General features: G+C 67.8%; 16 protein-coding genes. 8 read left to right on the plus strand and 8 right to left on the minus strand.

All coding sequences use genetic code 11. The features are described 5' to 3' along the window. Positions 1-2: 2 nt before the first annotated feature. The 7 genes from thiL to HMPREF2914_RS27030 all read left to right on the plus strand — a co-directional run bounded on the left by thiL (position 3) and on the right by HMPREF2914_RS27030 (position 4,842). Positions 3-971: a thiamine-phosphate kinase gene (gene thiL, locus HMPREF2914_RS27000; protein ID WP_023092438.1), complete on the plus strand. Its 969-nt coding sequence runs from the start codon at positions 3-5 to the stop codon at positions 969-971. Then, on the plus strand, positions 964-1,479 hold the full coding sequence (locus HMPREF2914_RS27005) for a phosphatidylglycerophosphatase A family protein (protein WP_003093304.1): 516 nt from the start codon (positions 964-966) through the stop codon (positions 1,477-1,479). Before thiL ends, HMPREF2914_RS27005 begins: the two co-directional genes overlap by 8 nt. A gap of 8 nt (positions 1,480-1,487) precedes the next feature. After that, positions 1,488-2,234: a substrate-binding periplasmic protein gene (locus HMPREF2914_RS27010; RefSeq protein ID WP_003102821.1), complete on the plus strand. Its 747-nt coding sequence runs from the start codon at positions 1,488-1,490 to the stop codon at positions 2,232-2,234. A 2-nt stretch (positions 2,235-2,236) separates the two neighbouring features. Then, a complete protein-coding gene (locus HMPREF2914_RS27015; protein ID WP_023092439.1) occupies positions 2,237-2,881 on the plus strand; it encodes a TIGR02281 family clan AA aspartic protease in 645 nt (214 codons plus the stop codon). A 130-nt stretch (positions 2,882-3,011) separates the two neighbouring features. Next, positions 3,012-3,629 (plus strand): GTP cyclohydrolase II, encoded by a 618-nt coding sequence (gene ribA, locus HMPREF2914_RS27020; protein WP_009313349.1) that lies wholly within the window; start codon positions 3,012-3,014, stop codon positions 3,627-3,629. After that, positions 3,626-4,045 (plus strand): hypothetical protein, encoded by a 420-nt coding sequence (locus HMPREF2914_RS27025; protein ID WP_003093296.1) that lies wholly within the window; start codon positions 3,626-3,628, stop codon positions 4,043-4,045. The genes ribA and HMPREF2914_RS27025 overlap by 4 nt, the downstream gene beginning before the upstream one ends. Continuing rightward, entirely contained in the window at positions 4,045-4,842 is a 798-nt protein-coding gene (locus tag HMPREF2914_RS27030; protein ID WP_003132405.1) for a cobalamin-binding protein, read from the plus strand. Before HMPREF2914_RS27025 ends, HMPREF2914_RS27030 begins: the two co-directional genes overlap by 1 nt. A gap of 123 nt (positions 4,843-4,965) precedes the next feature. Here the strand turns inward: HMPREF2914_RS27030 and dxs are convergent, their stop codons facing one another. The 3 genes from dxs to HMPREF2914_RS27045 form a co-directional block, all read right to left on the minus strand. After that, the gene (gene dxs, locus HMPREF2914_RS27035) at positions 4,966-6,852 is read right to left on the minus strand and encodes a 1-deoxy-D-xylulose-5-phosphate synthase (RefSeq protein ID WP_023092440.1); all 1,887 of its coding nucleotides are present in this window, start codon (positions 6,850-6,852) and stop codon (positions 4,966-4,968) included. 108 nt (positions 6,853-6,960) lie between these two features. Further along, on the minus strand, positions 6,961-7,848 hold the full coding sequence (locus HMPREF2914_RS27040) for a polyprenyl synthetase family protein (RefSeq protein ID WP_070702873.1): 888 nt from the start codon (positions 7,846-7,848) through the stop codon (positions 6,961-6,963). Further along, on the minus strand, positions 7,845-8,087 hold the full coding sequence (locus HMPREF2914_RS27045) for an exodeoxyribonuclease VII small subunit (RefSeq protein ID WP_003093283.1): 243 nt from the start codon (positions 8,085-8,087) through the stop codon (positions 7,845-7,847). Before HMPREF2914_RS27045 ends, HMPREF2914_RS27040 begins: the two co-directional genes overlap by 4 nt. A gap of 157 nt (positions 8,088-8,244) precedes the next feature. On the opposite strand from HMPREF2914_RS27045, the gene HMPREF2914_RS27050 reads away from it, so the two are divergent. Further along, a complete protein-coding gene (locus tag HMPREF2914_RS27050; protein WP_023092441.1) occupies positions 8,245-9,414 on the plus strand; it encodes a mandelate racemase/muconate lactonizing enzyme family protein in 1,170 nt (389 codons plus the stop codon). A 231-nt stretch (positions 9,415-9,645) separates the two neighbouring features. Here HMPREF2914_RS27050 and HMPREF2914_RS27055 read toward each other — a convergent pair whose 3' ends face one another. The 5 genes from HMPREF2914_RS27055 to HMPREF2914_RS27075 all read right to left on the minus strand — a co-directional run bounded on the left by HMPREF2914_RS27055 (position 9,646) and on the right by HMPREF2914_RS27075 (position 16,815). Beyond that, a complete protein-coding gene (locus HMPREF2914_RS27055) occupies positions 9,646-10,653 on the minus strand; it encodes a DUF4340 domain-containing protein (RefSeq protein ID WP_023092442.1) in 1,008 nt (335 codons plus the stop codon). 1 nt (position 10,654) lies between these two features. Beyond that, complete coding sequence (locus HMPREF2914_RS27060) at positions 10,655-12,457, minus strand: GldG family protein (protein ID WP_023092443.1); 1,803 nt, start codon at positions 12,455-12,457, stop codon at positions 10,655-10,657. Positions 12,458-12,466: 9 nt separating this feature from the next. Then, a complete protein-coding gene (locus HMPREF2914_RS27065; protein ID WP_003110515.1) occupies positions 12,467-13,201 on the minus strand; it encodes an ABC transporter permease subunit in 735 nt (244 codons plus the stop codon). Next, complete coding sequence (locus tag HMPREF2914_RS27070) at positions 13,198-14,124, minus strand: ABC transporter ATP-binding protein (protein WP_021265270.1); 927 nt, start codon at positions 14,122-14,124, stop codon at positions 13,198-13,200. The genes HMPREF2914_RS27065 and HMPREF2914_RS27070 overlap by 4 nt, the downstream gene beginning before the upstream one ends. Positions 14,125-14,514: 390 nt before the next feature. After that, positions 14,515-16,815, minus strand: a complete 2,301-nt coding sequence (locus HMPREF2914_RS27075) for a CHASE2 domain-containing protein (protein ID WP_023092444.1) — start codon at positions 16,813-16,815, stop codon at positions 14,515-14,517. Positions 16,816-16,821: the final 6 nt, after the last annotated feature.

Consider the following 16,821-nt stretch of genomic DNA (forward strand, 5'->3'; position numbering starts at 1 on the left):
TCATGGGTGAGTTCGAGCTGATCCGCCGCTTCTTCGCCGCGGCCGCCTGCGCGGCGCCGGCGACGGAGGTGGCCCTCGGCATCGGCGACGACTGTGCCCTGCTGGCGCCGCCTGCCGGCGAACAGCTGGCGGTCTCCACCGACACCCTGGTGGAAGGTGTGCATTTTCCCGCCGGTTGCGACCCTTTCCTTCTTGCCCAGCGCGCCCTGGCGGTCTCCGCCAGCGACCTGGCGGCGATGGGCGCCGCGCCCCTGGCCTTCACCCTGGCCCTGACCTTGCCGCAGGCCGACGCCGAGTGGTTGCAGGGCTTCGCCCGCGGCCTCGACGCCATGGCCCGGCAGTGCGGCCTGGCCCTGGTCGGCGGCGACACCACGCGCGGCCCGCTGAGCATGACCCTGACCGTATTCGGCAGGGTGCCGGCCGGCCAGGCGCTGACCCGCGCCGGTGCGCGCCCGGGCGACCTGCTCTGCGTCGGGGGCCCGCTCGGCGAGGCTGGAGCGGCGCTGGAACTGGTGCTGGAGCGAAGATCGGCGCCCGCCGAGGTGGCCGAACCGCTGCTGGCGCGCTACTGGACGCCGGCCCCGCAATTCGGTCTGGGCCTCGCCCTGCGCGGCAAGGCCAGCGCCGCCCTGGACATCTCCGACGGGCTGCTCGCCGACTGCGGGCATATCGCCCGTGCTTCCGGCGTCGCCCTGCTGGTCGAATGCCAGCGCTTGCAGGCAAGCGCCGCGTTGAGCGGCCTGCTCGCCGGCGAGGAAGCCTTGCGCCAGCAACTGGCCGCCGGCGACGACTACGTGCTGGCCTTCACCCTGCCGTCTGCGTACCTTGGCGAGATTCGCGCCGCGTGGCCGGCCATGGCCGTCATCGGCCGGGTCGAGGCGGGGCAGGGGGTGCACCTGCTCGACGCCGACGGAAAGGAACTCATACCGGCCGTGGCCGGCTACCAACATTTCGGAACCCAACGTGACTGAGCATCCTGATCAGGCGCCGGCGCAGCCGGTGCCGCCGTCGGTCTGGCGCAATCCCTGGCATTTCCTCGCCTTCGGCTTCGGCTCCGGCACCCTGCCCAAGGCGCCGGGCACCTGGGGGTCGCTGGTGGCCATCCCGTTCATCCCGCTGTGGCAGATGCTGCCGGACTGGGGCTACTGGCTGATGCTGGGAGTGACCATGCTGTTCGGCTTCTGGCTGTGCGGCAAGGTCGCCGACGACCTGCGCGTGCACGACCACGAAGGCATCGTCTGGGACGAGATGGTCGGCATGTGGATAACCCTCTGGCTGGTGCCGGAGGGCTGGTGGTGGCTGCTGATCGGCTTCGTCGTGTTCCGCATCGTGGATATTCTCAAGCCCTGGCCGATCAGTTGGGTGGACCGCAACGTGCACGGCGGCGTCGGGATCATGCTCGACGACGTCCTGGCCGGGGTATTCGCCTGGCTGGTCATGCAGGGTCTAGTCTGGGGATGGGTACACTGGCTGGTCTGAGGCCTCCCATGCGTCTGCTCGTCCTGTTCTGCTGCCTGTGGCTGCTGCCCGGCGTCGCTTCCGCCGCCCCCTCCGTGGGCGAGATCCGCGTGGTCAGCGAAACCTGGACGCGCTACACCCAGGAGGACGGTCGCGGGGTGGCCTGGGACCTGCTGCGGGCCGTCTACGAGCCGGCCGGGGTACGCCTGCGGATCGCCAACGAGCCCTATACCCGGGCGGTCGGCCTGGTCCTGCGCGGCGAGGCCGACGCCTGGGTCGGCGCCTACCGCGGGGAAATCGACGAAGCGCTTTACCCTCGCTGGCCCTATGACGTCGATCCGATCGCCGTGCTTTCCCTGAAAGACAATCCGCCGCCGCCACTGGAGGGCCTGAGCCGGTTCCGCCTGTCATGGATGCGTGGCTACGCCTTCGCCCGCTATTTCCCTACCCTGACCCCGCACAGCGAGTTGCAGCGCCGCACCTCGGCGCTGCCGATGCTGCTCAACCACCGGGTCGACTATTTCATCGATTCGCGTCCGGAACTGGAGGAAATGCTCGCAGGGGCCGGAGCGCTGGCGGCTGAGTACCGCATCACCGACGTCACTCGGTTGCCGCTGTATCTTGGCTTCTCCGATTCCCCCAGGGGCCGTGAGCTGCTGGCGCTGTTCGACCGGCGCATGCGGCAGTTGCATGCCAGCGGCGAGCTGGAGCGGATCTTCGCCCGCTGGAACTGGCCCTATGCGCCGTTGAAGGCAATCCTGCCACCCAAGGAGTGATCATGCTGCGGCTGTGCGTCGCCCTGTTTTCCAGCGTTCTCGCGTTGTACTCGCTGGCCGCGCCCCAGGTGTTCGTGGTCGGCCTGTTCCCCGGCGCGGCGGTACTCAACGTCGATGGCCAGCGCAAGCTGGTCAGGGTCGGCCAGACCGGCCCGCAGGGCGTCCAGGTGGTCAGCGCCGACAGCCGCAAGGCGGTGCTGCGGATCGACGGCGTCGAGCGCACCTACGAACTGAGCCGCGAATACAACGAGGCGGGCTATTCGGCGCCGCAGCGGCAAAGCTTCAGCATCGCTCGCGGCACCGGCGGGCACTATTGGGTGGCCGGTTCGGTGAACGGGCAGAACATGCAGTTCCTGGTGGATACCGGCGCCACCAGCATCGCCATGAACGAGAACGAGGCGCGCCGCCTGGGTATCGATTACCGGGTGGACGGCAAGCCGATGGTCGCCTCCACCGCCAGCGGCACCTCGCGCGGCTGGCGGGTGACCCTGGACCGGGTGAAGATCGGCGGTATCGAGTTGCTGGGCGTCGAGGCGGCGGTGATCGAGGGTGGCTATCCGACCGAAGCCCTGCTCGGCATGAGTTTCCTCAACCGGGTGCGCTGGCGCGAGGAACAGGGGATGCTGCTTATCGAGGCCAAGCATTGAATGTCGCTCGCTCATAACCCCGGGTTCTATTCATCGTCCATCTCGATAGGTATTTGCGGCATTTCGAGCTGACCGGGCGCCGGACGCTGCTGGTACAATGGCGGACTTCCGTTTCCCTAGGAGTTCCCCGGTGTCCGTCGTGTTCGTCGCCGCCTCCAAACTGCCGACTCCCTTCGGCGAATTCACCATGCATGGCTTCCTCGACGAGGAGAGCGGCAAGGAACATGTAGCCCTGAGCATGGGCGACATCGCCGATGGCGCGCCGGTGCTTGGCCGCCTGCATTCCGAATGCCTGACCGGCGACGCGCTGTTCAGCCTGCGCTGCGATTGCGGTTTCCAGCTGGAAGGCGCGCTTGCCGCCATCGCCGAGGAGGGCCGCGGCGTGCTCCTCTACCTGCGCCAGGAAGGTCGCGGCATCGGCCTGCTGAACAAGATCCGCGCCTACGAGCTGCAAGATGCCGGCGCCGATACCGTCGAGGCGAACCTGCAACTGGGTTTCGGCGCTGACCAGCGCGACTACGCCATGTGCCAGCCGATGCTCGCGCACCTGGGCGTTTCCTCCCTGCGCCTGATGACCAACAATCCGCGCAAGGTCAAGGCGCTGGAAAGCTACGCCATCACCGTGGCGGAGCGCGTGCCGCTGCAAAGGGGCCTGAACAAGCACAACAGGCGCTACCTGGCGACCAAGGCCGGCAAGCTCGGGCACATGCTCGGCAGCCTGCACCAGGGCGAGGCGGAAACCACGTGAGTCGCCAGCAAGCCCGCGGCGCGCTGGGACGCGCCTGGTGGTTGCAACTGGCGTTGGCGCTGTTGCCGCTGATCCTGGTCGAGTTCTTCCTCGGCGAACTGCAACCCCTTCCCCATGGCCTGGCGATGCCGCTGTTCATCGCCGCGCTGCTGTCGATGTTCGTCAATCTGCCGCTGTTCGGTGCCTACAAGCGTGGTCTCATCGCCACCCAGAAAGCGCTGGATACGGCGGAGGAAGCCGCCGCCTGGACCCGCCTGGCGCAGGTGCGCCGCAAGGCCCTGTTCGGCGCCAGCCTGCCGGCCTGGATCGGCGTGCCGGGTGTGTTCGCCGGGCTCAACGGCGTTGCGCTGATCCTGCTCGGGATCACCAGCCTGGTGCTGTTCTGGCTCTACCGTATTCCGCGTCAACTCGGTTGATGCGCTCGTTCTGGCTGCTCGCCTGCCTGCTCCTCAGCCTTTCCGCCGGGGCGGCGCAGCGGGTGGTCAGCCTGGCGCCTTCGCTGACCGACAGCGTCCTCGAACTCGGCGCCGCGCGCCGCCTGGTCGGCGTGCTGGATGGTGGCGAGCGTCCGGCGGCGATTGGCGACCTGCCTTCCGTCGGCCGCTACGGCCAGGTCAATCTCGAACGCCTGCTGGAACTGCAGCCCGATCTGATCCTGGTCTGGCCCGGCAGCGTGCCCGAGGCGCAGTTGCAGCGTCTGCGGGACTTCGGCATCGCCCTCTTCATCGCCGAACCGCACAGCCTCGACGAACTGGCCCTGCAACTGGCTGCGCTGGGCGAGGCATTGGGCGAGGCCGAGGCCGGCCAGCGGCTGTCGACCAGGTTCCGCGAAGGCATGCGGCGCCTGGCCGAGCGCTACCGGCGGGACAAGCCGCTGAAGGTGTTCTACCAGGTCTGGGACCGGCCGCTGTACACCATTGGCGGACGCCAGGTGATCAGCGATGCGCTGCGCGTCTGCGGTGCCGAGAACCTGTTCGGCGACCTGCCGCAGCCGGCGCCGCAGGTCAGCGTCGAGGCGGTTCTGGCGCGGGACCCGGCGGTCATCGTCGCCGGCAGTCACGCCCAGCTCGAACTCTGGCGGCAATGGCCGGCGCTGGCGGCGACGCGGCGCGGACAGCTGTACCGGATCGAAGACAAGAACCTCGAGCGGCCGAGCTTCGCCATGCTGGCGGCGACCGAGAAACTCTGCCGCTCGCTCGCCGGGGCGCGCTGAACGCTTGCCGGTATCGCGCTGTACCGGCGGATAACGCCGGTGGCGTTATTCGTCCTACGGGCAATTGGGGGGTAGGGCGAATAACCGCAACGCGGTTATCCGCCGTTGTCGCTGGGTTTGGCGCTACTGCCGGTCGAGACGCTGGCGTACCGCCTTTTCGATGCCCGCGGCATCCAGGCCGCATTCGGCGAGCATCTCGCTGGGCTTGGCGTGTTCGACGTAGTAGTCGGGCAGGCCCAGTTGCAGCAGCGGGACTTCGAGGCCCTCGCTGGCGAGGAACTCGCCGACCGCCGAGCCGGCGCCGCCCATCACGGCGTTTTCCTCGATGGTCACCAGCAGTTGTTCGTGGCTGCCCGCCAATTCGCGTACCAGGGCTTCGTCGAGGGGTTTGACGAAACGCATGTCGACGACTGTGGCGTCGAGGCTTTCGGCAACCTTCATCGCCTCCGCCAACTGCACGCCGAAGACCAGCAGTGCGACCCTGCCGCCGCGCCGACGGACCACGCCCTTGCCGATCTCCACCGGTTGCAGGTCCGGATCGATCGGATGGTTGGGGCCGCTGCCGCGCGGATAGCGCACCGCGGCCGGGCCATCGAACAGGTAGCCGGTGGTGAGCAGCTTGCGCAGCTCGTCCTCGTCGCTGGGGGTCATCACCAGCATGCCGGGGATGCAGCGCAGGTAGGAGATGTCGAAGCTGCCGGCGTGGGTCGGGCCGTCCTCGCCGACCAGGCCGGCGCGGTCGATGGCGAACAGCACGTCGAGGTGCTGCACGGCGACGTCATGGATCAACTGGTCGTAGGCGCGCTGGAGGAAGGTCGAGTAGATCGCCACCACCGGTTTCATGCCCTCGCAGGCCATGCCGGCGGCCAGGGTCACGGCATGCTGTTCGGCGATGGCGACGTCGAAGTAGCGTTCCGGGTAGCGTTCGCTGAAGGCCACCAGGTCGGAACCTTCCTTCATCGCCGGGGTGATGCCGAGCAGGCGCGCGTCCTGGGCGGCCATGTCGCACAGCCACTGGCCGAAGACGCTGGAATACTTGGGTCCGCCGGTCTTCTTCGGCGCACTGCCGGGAGCTTCCAGTTTGGTGATCGCGTGGTAGCCGATCGGATCCAGTTCGGCCGGGGCGAAGCCCTTGCCTTTCTTGGTCACCACATGGAGGAACTGCGGGCCCTTCATGTCGCGCATGTTGCGCAGGGTAGCCACCAGGGTCGGCAGGTCGTGGCCGTCGATCGGGCCGATGTAGTTCCAGCCGAGCTCCTCGAACAGGGTGCCGGGGACCAGCATGCCCTTGGCGTATTCCTCGGTGCGCCGGGCGATCTCCCAGGCCCCGGGCAGGCGCGAGAGCACCTTCTTGCTGCCCTCGCGCATGCTGCTATAGGTGCGGCTGGAGAGGATCTTCGCCAGGTAGTTGGAGAGCCCGCCGACGTTGTGCGAGATCGACATGTCGTTGTCGTTGAGGATCACCAGCATGTCGGCGTCGACTTCCGAGGCGTGGTTGAGTGCCTCGAAGGCCATGCCGGCGGTCAGCGCACCGTCGCCGATCACGGCCACCGACTTGCGCTCCTTGCCTTGCAGGCGGGCGGCGATGGCCATGCCCAGGGCGGCGCTGATGGAGGTGCTGGAGTGGCCGACGCCGAAGGTGTCGTACTCGCTCTCTGCGCGGCGCGGGAAGGCCGCCAGGCCGTTCTTCTGGCGCAGGGTGCCCATCAGCTCGCGGCGTTCGGTGAGGATCTTGTGCGGATAGGCCTGGTGGCCGACGTCCCAGACCAGGCGGTCGTCCGGAGTGTCGAAGACGTAATGCAGGGCGATGGTCAGCTCGACCACGCCGAGGCCGGCGCCGAAATGACCGCCGGTCTGCCCGACGGTATACAGCAGGTACTGGCGCAGCTCGTCGGCCAGGGTTTCCAGGTCCGCCTCGCCCAGCCGGCGCAGTTCGGCCGGCGAAGAGGCGCGGTCGAGCAGGGGCGTGGCGGGGCGCTCGCGGGGAATCTCATGGAGCGTCTTGGGCATCAGGCTGTCGTTATGCAATCCGGAGAGGCCAGCAGTTTACCTGATGCACCGGCCGCGCCCAAGCAAGGGAGCCCCTACCTTTGCCGGGGACTTCCGACGACCCGTCGGTCAGTTGCGTCGCTCGACGATGTAGCGGGCCAGTTGGCGCAGCGGGTCGGCGCTCGGCGGAAAACCGTCGAGGGCGGCCAGGGCCAGGTCGCGCAGCTCCAGGGCATAGCCTTTGGCGGCCTCCAGGCCGAGCAGGGCGGGATAGGTCGGCTTGTTGTGCGCCTGGTCCTTGCCCTGGGTCTTGCCGAGGGTGGCGGTGTCGCTTTCCACGTCGAGGATGTCGTCCTGCACCTGGAAGGCCAGGCCGATCGCCTCGGCGTAGCGCTCCAGGGCGGCCAGCGCGGCGGGCTCGGCGCGACCGCTGGCGAGGGCGCCGAGGCGCACGCTGGCTTCGATCAGCGCGCCGGTCTTGTGCCGGTGCATGACTTCCAGGGCCGCCTGGTCGAGGGCCACGCCGACCGAGCCGAGGTCGATCGCCTGGCCGCCGACCATGCCGGCGGAGCCTGCGGCGCGCGCCAGGCGGGTGAGCATTTCCAGACAGACGGCATGTTCCTGCAGATTGCGCCGGGTGTCGGCGAGCACTTCGAAGGCCAGCGCCTGCAAGCCGTCGGCGGCGAGGATCGCGGTGGCCTCGTCGAAGGCCCGGTGGGTGGTCGGCTGGCCACGGCGCAGGTCGTCGTCGTCCATTGCCGGCAGGTCGTCGTGGACCAGCGAGTAGGCATGGATCAGCTCCACCGCGCAGGCCGCGGCGTCGGCGCGCTGCGGCGCACCGCCGAGGGCCTCGCAGGCGGCGTAGGCGAGCAGCGGGCGAACCCGCTTGCCACCGTTCATCACGCTGTAGCGCATGGCCTCGTAGAGGCGTTGCAGTTCTTCGCGGGGAGCGACGAACAGGGCGTCCAGGGCGGCATCGACGCGCGCCTGGCAGCGCGCCTGGTAGGCCGCGATCATGCCTCGTCGCCTTCCGCATCGAACGGCGCTTCGCTGAGCTCGCCGTCGCGTTCGAGGAGGATCTGTACCTTCTGTTCGGCCTGGCTCAGCGACGTCTGGCATTCGCGGGTCAGGCGGATGCCCTGCTCGAAGGCGCCCAGCGACTCTTCCAGCGACAGCTCGCCGCTTTCCAGGCGTTCCACCAGGGTTTGCAGCTCGGTGAGGGACTGTTCGAAATCGAGGGTTTTCTTGCGGGCCATCGGGGGAGTCTCGGCGAGGTGTACAAAACCCCGCGACACTAGCAGAGGGGCGGGGGCCGGGCAAATCGGCGGAAGGTCGCTACGACCGATCGGGACGACCATGGCGGCGGCCTTGGCTAAGGTGGAGAGAGGTCCAGCGAGGAGGAGCCGACAGGCGATGCGCATCCAGGAGGTCCGGGAACGCAGTATTCCCCTTTCCCGTTACGCCGGCGTGGCGGCTGCCACCGGTGGTTTGAGCACCAGCCTGGTGGCGGTGCTCACCGATGCCGTGCGTGACGGTCGGCGTGTGGTCGGCTACGGCCACGCCTCGGTAGGGCGCTACGCCCAGGGCGGGCTGATCCGCGAGCGTTTCACCCCGCGCCTGCTGGGGGCTCCGGCGGACAGCCTGGCGAGCGACGACGGCAGTGGCATCGATCCGTTGCGTGCCTGGGACCTGATGATGCGCGACGAGAAGCCCGGCGGCCACGGCGAACGCTGCGTCGCGGTGGGCGCCCTGGACATGGCCCTGTGGGATGCCGCGGCCAAGGCCGCCGGCCTGCCGCTGCATCGCTTCCTGGCGCGACGCCTGGGGCTGGCGGAAGACTATCCGCAGCGCGTACCGGTCTACGCCGGCGGCGGCTACCCCTATCCGCACGACGACCTGGGACGCCTGGAAGAGGAACTGCGGCGCTTCGTCGATCTCGGCTACACCCACGCCAAGATCAAGATCGGCGCGGCCGGGCTGGACCAGGACCGGCGCCGTATCGACAGGGCGCTGCGGGTTCTCGGCGACGCTTCGCGGCTGGCGGTCGACGCGATGAACCGCTACGACGCGGGGGGCGCGGTCGACGCAGCGAAAGCCCTGGCGCCGCTGGGGTTGTGGTGGTTCGAGGACATCTGCGACCCCCACGATTTCCCTACCCAGGCCGAAGTGGCGGATATCTATCCGGGGCCCATCGGTGCCGGCGAGGCCTTGTTCTCCCTGGCCGAAGCTCGCTTGCTGGACCTCTATGGCGGCTTGCGGCGGGAGCGTGACGTGCTGGTCTTCGACCCCGTGCATTGCTATGGCCTGCCGGGCTACCTGGCGATACTCGACCACCTGTGCGCCCGGGGTTGGCCGCGCGCGGCCTTCCGCCCGCACGCCGGCTACCTGTTCAGCCTGCACCTGGTGGCGGCCCTGCGCCTGGGCTGGGCCGAGGCTACGCCGTCGGCTTTCCGGCCATTCGACGATTTCGCCGGTGCCCTGCCGTTTTCCTCGGGACTGGCGGGGTTGCCACAATCGCCTGGTATCGGCTTCGAGCGCCAGGCGACACTTGCCGGGCTGTTCCACAAGCTTCTGGAGGCCTAGAGAACGGTGATTGGCTGGGGTTGTGCGGAGGCATTAAAAAAGCCGGCTTGTGGCCGGCTTTTCTGGGGTGGGGTTGGCTTACTTCTGATAAGCCGCGCCTGCCTTAGGAATTCTGCATCGACGAGCCGAGGGCTCGTGAAGGAGGCGCTACTCTAGCAAACTCGGCCGGTCCTGCCCAGCATCCCGCGGGGCTCTATTTCGCCGGCTGCGAGCGGCGCCTGGCGAGAGCGCTCAGCACTTGGGCGACGAGGGCTTGGCCGGCTTGCTTTTCTTCACCGGCGATGCCTTGGGTAGCTGGGGCGCGGGAGCGGTATCCGGACTCAGACCCTCCACGCGGTAGCGCCAACCCTTGATGGCTGAGACCTGCCCGTCGGCGAAGCCCTTGCTGTCGGTCAGTTGCAACCAGTACTGGCGCTCCAGTTCCAGAAGCTGGCCCTGCAGCGTGCCGCCGGCGAAACTCTTGAGCGTGAAGGTCAGCAGCGGTTTTTGCCGCGAGGCCTTGGCCGGCGCGACCTCCAGCAGCCTGAGCGCAGCGAACAGGCGTGCGGCCTGCTCGGCTTCCGCCTCGCCCATCAACTGTGGCCTGGATGGGAACTGTCGCAGGCGGATGCCATCGTCCTTTTCGCTGGCTCGGGAAATGTTCAGCCGTACACCGTTGCCATAGGACAGGGTCAGCTCGCGCAACTGTTCGAATGGCAGGTCGGTCAACCGAGGGTCGAGCAGGGCCAGGTCGTTGACCGGCAGGCCGACCGTTCGGTCGATCAGCCAGGCCCGCTCATCGTCGGCCTGCCTGACCAACTGCCCGCCCTGCGAGGTGCGCTTGCCCAGCAACAGAACCAGCGGCGGCGCGTCGCCGCGCTCCAGGGTGATCCGGCTGGCCTGGCCCTTGCCCTGGTCGGAGAGTCCCATGCGCTCGCGGTTTTCCGGCGAGGCGCTCTTTTCCTCCAGCAGGCGCGCGTCGGCCAGGCTGCGCAACAGCTGCCGGATGGTTTCCCCTGAGGCGGGATAGCCGTCCTTGCTGGCGAGCGTCCAGTCCTTGCCATCGCGCCTGGCGCGGATCGTCGGTTGGCCGGGGGTGGCGATGCACAGCGCGATCACCTGGTGCGGTTTCAGCCCTGGCAGCCAGGCGCGGCTCGCAGGCGGTTGCGCGGGCGGTTGCTGCCGTTCGTGGAGCCAGCCCAAGGTTCCGGCGAACAGCGCCAGGGCGAGAGCGAGTCCCGCTATGCTACCCAGGCGCATGTCAGCCCCTCCTCCGGCGCATGCTGCGCCAGCTCCAATGCAGCAGGAGGAGCAGGGTGAGGAGCGCCGGCAGCAGGACCGTATTGGCCAGTTTCACCTGTTCCGCCAGGCGCTCGACATCGGCATTCAGTTGGAACTGCAATTGACGCAGTTGCTGGCGGATGCGCAATTTGTCATCGATGAAGCGGCGCAGCGTCGCTTCCATTTCCGGAGTCACCTCCTGGCCGCCGTCGTCCATCGATTGCTGTAGGGCCCGCAGGTTCTTGTCGGTATCGTTGAGGCTCTGCTGCAGCGCGTTGAGCTGTTCCTGGGCGCGCATCCCGGCCTCGCGGCGGAGCGCTTCCACGCGGGTGAACGGGCGCTTCGTATGGCCTCGCGAGCGTAGGTCGATCAGCGCGTCCGAACCGGAGAGGTAGTCGAGGGCATTGCCGACGAACAGGTCGTTGTCCGCCCATACCTGCGGCTCGTTGTGGCCGGGCTGTTCCTGGAGCCAGAGCGGATTGCTCAGCAGGTCCGTATCGGCGACCAACAGCACATGGATGTTCGCGCTGTCGCTCAGGCCTTCGCCTTGCTTCCCGCGGTCCGCAGGGAAGGCACTCGTCGCCGGCCCCTCGACCTTGGCGGCCAGCACGTAGCGTTCCCCGGTCGGGACCAGGGTGGCGTTGAGCTGCTCCGTCGAGGATTGGCGGAAGCGTTCCAGCGACAGCGGCATGCTGTGCGCCGAGCTGTGCAGCAACGGAATGAAGCGCGTCGAGGCTCCGCCGAGAGGTTCGAGCAGGCCGACGCTGGCGAGGTTGAGGCTTTCCAGGCCGGTGGTCAGCACGTTGTCGTGGGGGAACGTGTCGCCGGGGAGGTGTAGCCAGGTCGGATTGCGCTCCGGGCGACGTTCGGCGTTGGGCTTGATCATGGCGAACGAGGCATCCGCCAGCAGGGTATCCGGCCGCAACTGGACGCCCCAGGAGCGCAGCAACGGGGCCAGGTCGGAGCTTTTCCCGCCGTCTGCATCGGCGAGACTCAGAGGGTCGACGAAGGCCAGCAGCTTGCCGCCGCGCAGGACGAACTGGTCGATGGCGTATTGGGTCTGTTCGGACAATTGCTTGGGGTGCACCAGCATCAACACCGAGACTTCGGCGGGGATTTCCGTCGAAGCGAGCCCCAGGGTGCGGATGTCGAACTGTTGGTAGAGCTTGTCCATCATCGCCCACGGCCTGCTGCCCGACTGCCCGTCGGTGGGCGCCTGCCCGGTCATCGGCAGCGAACTCATCAGGCCGACTACCGTGCGCTCCCGTTGCGCGAGCGCCTGGACCAGGCGGCTGAGATCGTATTCCAGAAGCGGCTCTTCTTCCGGCGAGAAGAACGGGATCACCTGGAGGCCGTCGGTTGCATCGGTGGCCGCCAGGCCAAAGTAGATGGCTTCGCCATTCGTGCCGATGGGCAGCGCTTGCAGGCCGAAGCGCGCGGCACGGTCCTCGTCGTCGGAGAATGGCAGGGGGTCGATCACGAACAGTCGGACATTGCCGTGGCTCCGCCGCGCATAGAGGTCCAGCACCTCCTCGATGCGGCGGGCGTAGTTGCGCAGGGTGGGCAGGTCACTGGCGCGGCTTTTCGAAAAGAACAGGTAGAGGTTGAGCGGTTCGTCGAGGCTGTCGAGGACTTCCTGGGTGCCGGCGCTGAAGGTGTAGAGCTTCTGCTGGGTGAGGTCGAACTGCTGGTCGCGCAGCAGCAGGCTGGACAGCAGGTTGAAAGCGAGGAACAGCAGGCCGACCAGCAGCAGGCCGACGCCCGAGTACAGGGTTCGTTTCATGGGTGTTTCCTACGCCGCCTTTTTCAGGTCGATGATGATGGTGGTGGCGACCAGCCAGGCGACGATCAGGCTGAAGAAGTAGGCCAGGTCGCGGACGTCGAGCACGCCCCGGCCGAGCGCCTCGAAACGGACCAGCACGCTCAGCGAGGCAATGCCGTCCAGCAACCATTGCGGAAGCCAGCCGGAGAGCGCCTGTTGCACGTGGGGAGTGCCGGCGCCGACGAACAGCAGGCAGACGAGAACGGTCAGGGCAAAGGCGATGATCTGATTCTTCGCCAGCGCCGACATGCAGGATCCGATGGCCAGGTAGCCGCCGGACAGCAGCCAGCCGGCCAGGTAGCCGGCGATGATCGCGCCGTTGTCGGGCGAGCCGAGGTAGTTCACCGTCAGCGGCATCGGGAAGGTCAGCAGCAACGCCAGCCCGGCGCAGAACCAGGCCGCCAGGAACTTGCCGGTGACCAGGGTGGCGCGGGAGACGGGCAGGGTCATCAGCATCTCGATGGAGCCGGACTTGCGCTCCTCGGCCCACAGGCGCATGGCCAGCGCGGGGATCAGCAGGAGGTAGAGCCAGGGCAGGCTGGAAAAGAACGGCGCCAGGTCGGCCTGGCCGCGCTCGAAGAAGTCGCCCAGGTAGAAGGTGGCCACGCCGGAGAGGACGAGGAAGATCAGGGTGAACACATAGGCGAGCGGCGTGGCGAAATAGCTGCCCAGCTCGCGTCTGAAAATGGTGCCGATGGCGGTCATGCGGGGGTTTCTCGGGTCAGTTGGCGGAACACTTCTTCCAGTTGGCCGTGTTCGGTACGCAACCCGGATACCCGCCAGCCGTTGCCGTGGATCAGGCGGTTGAGCGCGGGAAGGATCTGCGCGCCGGGGCGGGCCAGGATGGTCAGGGTGCCGGCCCGGTCGGGGCGTCCTTCGATACCGGCGACGCCGGGGAGCATGGCGATGGCCAGCGGGTCTACCGGTGCTTCGATGCTGAGGCTGACGGCATGGTGGTAGCGGCTGCGGGTCCTGAGTTCGCCCGGGGTGTTGTCGGCCAGCAGGCGGCCGCCGTTGATCACCAGGGCGCGGCTGCACATGAACGAGACTTCCTCGAGGATGTGCGTGGAAATCACCACGATCTTGCTTTCCGAGAGGTTCTTCACCAGTTGCCGGACCTGGTGCTTCTGGTTCGGGTCGAGGCCGTCGGTGGGCTCGTCGAGCAGGAGCAGCTCGGGATCGTGGAGGATCGCCTGGGCCAGCGCGACGCGACGCTTGAAGCCCTTGGACAGGGTTTCGATGATGCTCCTGCGCTCATCCCGCAGCTCCATGCAGTCCATGGCGCTGTCGATGCGCCGACGTTTTTCCCGTCCGCTGTAGTCGCGGATGGACGCGACGAAGGCGAGAAAGCCCTCGACCGTCATTTCTCCGTAGCTGGGAGCGTTCTCCGGCAGGTAGCCGATCAGCTTCTGCGCCTGGCGCGCCTTGTCCTGCATGTCGAAGCCGAAGATGCGTACGCTGCCGGCGCTCGGCGCGAGGAAGCCGGAAAGCATCTTCAGGGTGGTCGACTTGCCCGCTCCGTTTGGGCCGAGGAGACCGACGATCTCTCCCCGGTCGATGCGGAAGCTCAAGTCGTTTACCACCGTCCGGCCGGAAAAGCGTTTGCTCAGTCTGTCTATGTCGATCATGGTTTCACTGGAAGTTGAGCCGTTTGCTGTTATGCGTAGGGGATCGCATGAGCGCGGTAGATTACCGGGAGTTATTGGCTGGTTTTTCCAGTGGGATCTTTTTGAGATTAGTTACTTATATTGTTGGGAAACTTCCTACGAACTCTCGTTAAAAGATGGAAGTTATCGAGACTTCCAGGGCAGCCCTGTAGCTGGCGCAGCGCCTTGGTTCCGCTGCGGGAACGCGGCTGGCACCTAGGTTGGGGACGCGTCGATTCCCCCTGCGGAGTTTCACGAGGGAAGGCAGTTGCCGTTTCGATAGACGGGAAGCGGAATAGCCCGGCCGCCTGGATCTTCCGGACTTCGAGACCAATGCAAGTTGGAGGAAGACCCGACTTCCGCCAGTAGTGGTTATTCCTCGCCTTTCAGCAGCGGAAGGCGAATCTCGAAAGTGGTGCCCTGGCCAACCTGGCTCTGGCAGCCGATCCTGCCGCCGTGCCGGTCGATCACCGTCTTGACCATGGCCAGCCCCAGGCCCAGGCCGGCGCTGCCCTCGGCGGAAGCGAAGCGCTGGTACTGGCTGAACAGGCGCGGTAGTTCGGCGACCGCGATACCTTTGCCCTGGTCGACGATCCGGCAGCTCAGCCAGTCGCCTTCGAGGCGGATGCTCAGGCTGACGACGGTCCCCGCCGGGCTGTACTTGACCGCATTCTCCAGCAGGTTGAACAGCGCGCGCGTGAGCAGGCCGGGGTCGGCCCAGACCATCGGTTCCTGCTCGTCGTCCCAGTCGCGCCGCAGGTCGATGTCCTTCTGCTGCGCGAGGGGCCAGAGCTGGTCGGCGGCGTCCATCGCCAACATGGTGAACATGCACGCTTCGAAGCGGTAGGCGTCGGATTCGGCCTTGGCCAGTTGCACGAAGGCGTCGGTCAGGCCCAGGGCGCGACGGACCTGCTGCTCTATCTGTCGGTAGACCTGCTGGCCGGCTTCGTCCTCGGCGGGGCGAACGTCGAGCAGGGCGAGGATCGCCGAGTGCGGCGCGCGCAGGTCGTGGGAGAGGAAGCGCAGGAGGGTGGCGCGCTGGCGCTCGGCATCGCGTTCGGCGCTCAGGTCGATCAGGCTCACCAGCCAGCCGATGGCGGTTTCGCTTTCGACCGGCAGCAGGCGCGCCAGGTCGAGGCGCAGGTCGCGTTCCCGATGGTCGCGGAACTCGATGGCTTCCAGGGTTTCCAGCGTTGGGCGGGCGCCGCCGGCGAGGCTCGGATGGCCGAGTTCGGCCAGGCACTGGCGCAGTTCGTCGCCGCGCAGCTCGCCGCCGAACAGGTCGCGTGCCTTGCGGTTGGCCAGCAGGATCTGCCCCTGCGGGTCGCAGATCAGGGTCGCCACCGGCAGGCCTTCCAGGCCGTCGGCCATGAACCGCCGGCTGTCGCGGGTGCGGCTGACCGCCTGCTCCAGGGCGGCGATGCGGTTCTGCAATGGATCGTTGCCGGCGCGCGGGGGGCTGGCCCGCTCGGGCAGCACCTTGGGCTCGCGGTCGAGACGCGCCAGTTCCCAGCCAAAGTAGGCGAGCACCGCGTTCAGCCGGCGCCAGCTCCAGATCAGGTAGGCCAGCAGCAGGCCGACCAGGCTGGCCAGCGGCGACCACCACCAGCCGTTGAGCAGCAGCGCCCAGGAAAGACCCAGGGCCAGGACCGCGCAGGCCAGGGTGAGGAGCAAGGCGTGGCGCGAGCGGAACAGCATCAGGCCGAGCAGCAGCGCTACGCTGGCGGCGGAGAGCAGGGCGGCGAGCCAGGGTTGCAGGTCGACGGCGGTGCGCTGCTGCAACAGCCCGTTGAGGATGTTGGCCTGGATCTCCACCCCCGGCGTGGTGCCGAGGCTGGCCGACCGCGGGGTGACATAGCGGTCGCCGAGGCCCGGCGCGGTGGCGCCGACCAGGACCAGGCGGTCGCGCAGCAGGCTGTCTGGCACCTCGCCGCGCAACACGCTGACGTAGGGCACGCTGGGGAAGCCCGCGTCGGCACCGATGAAGGGAATGCGGATGGCGTGGTCACGCTGCCAGCCGGGCAGGTTGCGCATGTCGTCGAGGCCGGGCATGGGCATGGCGCCGGCATCGGCGAATGCTTGCCAGGCGAGCAGCGGGCGCGGCTGGCCGAGCGGTCCTTCGCGCAGGTAGACGCTGCGCACCGTGCCGTCGCTGTCCGCTTCGACGTTGATATGCCCGATGCCGGCGGCGCAGCCGGCCAGCGGCGCGGTCGGCGGTATCTCCCGTGGCGGTTCGCCGTAGCGCGGCACGCTTTCGCGCAGCAGTGGCAGGAGGACGTTGCCGGCCCGGCACAGCGATCTTGCCAACTGGCGGTCGCTGTCCGGATTGGAGGAGGGTTCGCTGAAGATCACGTCGAGCAGTACGCTGCGTGCGCCGGCGGCGGCCAGGCGATCCAGCAGCTCGGCGTGGATGCTGCGCGGCCAGGGCCAGCGACCGAGGCTTTCCAGGCTACGGTCGTCGATGGCGACGACGAGGATGCGCGGATCGACGGCCAGCGGGGTGAGGTTGCGCAGGCGGTCGTAGAGCAGGTTGTTCAGCGGCAGGCCGCTGCTCAGCGAAAGCAGGGCGGTGAGCGGAAGGAGCAGCAGGCTGACCAGCAGCCATTCGCGCACCAGGCCGCGGAACAGCCGCTGCGCCTGGCTGGGCTCGTCCTGGCGGTCGAGCGCCTTCATCGGCGA

Source organism: Pseudomonas sp. HMSC067G02 (assembly GCF_001813485.1).
Lineage (GTDB): Bacteria > Pseudomonadota > Gammaproteobacteria > Pseudomonadales > Pseudomonadaceae > Pseudomonas > Pseudomonas aeruginosa.

Coding starts and splice junctions, on each gene's coding strand:
- thiL (WP_023092438.1), top strand. CDS start 3: ATGGGTGAGTTCGAGCTGATCCGCCGCTTCTTCGCCGCGGCCGCCTGC.
- HMPREF2914_RS27010 (WP_003102821.1), top strand. CDS start 1,488: ATGCGTCTGCTCGTCCTGTTCTGCTGCCTGTGGCTGCTGCCCGGCGTC.
- HMPREF2914_RS27015 (WP_023092439.1), top strand. CDS start 2,237: ATGCTGCGGCTGTGCGTCGCCCTGTTTTCCAGCGTTCTCGCGTTGTAC.
- HMPREF2914_RS27030 (WP_003132405.1), top strand. CDS start 4,045: ATGCGCTCGTTCTGGCTGCTCGCCTGCCTGCTCCTCAGCCTTTCCGCC.
- dxs (WP_023092440.1), bottom strand. CDS start 6,852: ATGCCCAAGACGCTCCATGAGATTCCCCGCGAGCGCCCCGCCACGCCC.
- HMPREF2914_RS27040 (WP_070702873.1), bottom strand. CDS start 7,848: ATGATCGCGGCCTACCAGGCGCGCTGCCAGGCGCGCGTCGATGCCGCC.
- HMPREF2914_RS27045 (WP_003093283.1), bottom strand. CDS start 8,087: ATGGCCCGCAAGAAAACCCTCGATTTCGAACAGTCCCTCACCGAGCTG.
- HMPREF2914_RS27050 (WP_023092441.1), top strand. CDS start 8,245: ATGCGCATCCAGGAGGTCCGGGAACGCAGTATTCCCCTTTCCCGTTAC.
- HMPREF2914_RS27055 (WP_023092442.1), bottom strand. CDS start 10,653: ATGCGCCTGGGTAGCATAGCGGGACTCGCTCTCGCCCTGGCGCTGTTC.
- HMPREF2914_RS27060 (WP_023092443.1), bottom strand. CDS start 12,457: ATGAAACGAACCCTGTACTCGGGCGTCGGCCTGCTGCTGGTCGGCCTG.
- HMPREF2914_RS27065 (WP_003110515.1), bottom strand. CDS start 13,201: ATGACCGCCATCGGCACCATTTTCAGACGCGAGCTGGGCAGCTATTTC.
- HMPREF2914_RS27070 (WP_021265270.1), bottom strand. CDS start 14,124: ATGATCGACATAGACAGACTGAGCAAACGCTTTTCCGGCCGGACGGTG.
- HMPREF2914_RS27075 (WP_023092444.1), bottom strand. CDS start 16,815: ATGAAGGCGCTCGACCGCCAGGACGAGCCCAGCCAGGCGCAGCGGCTG.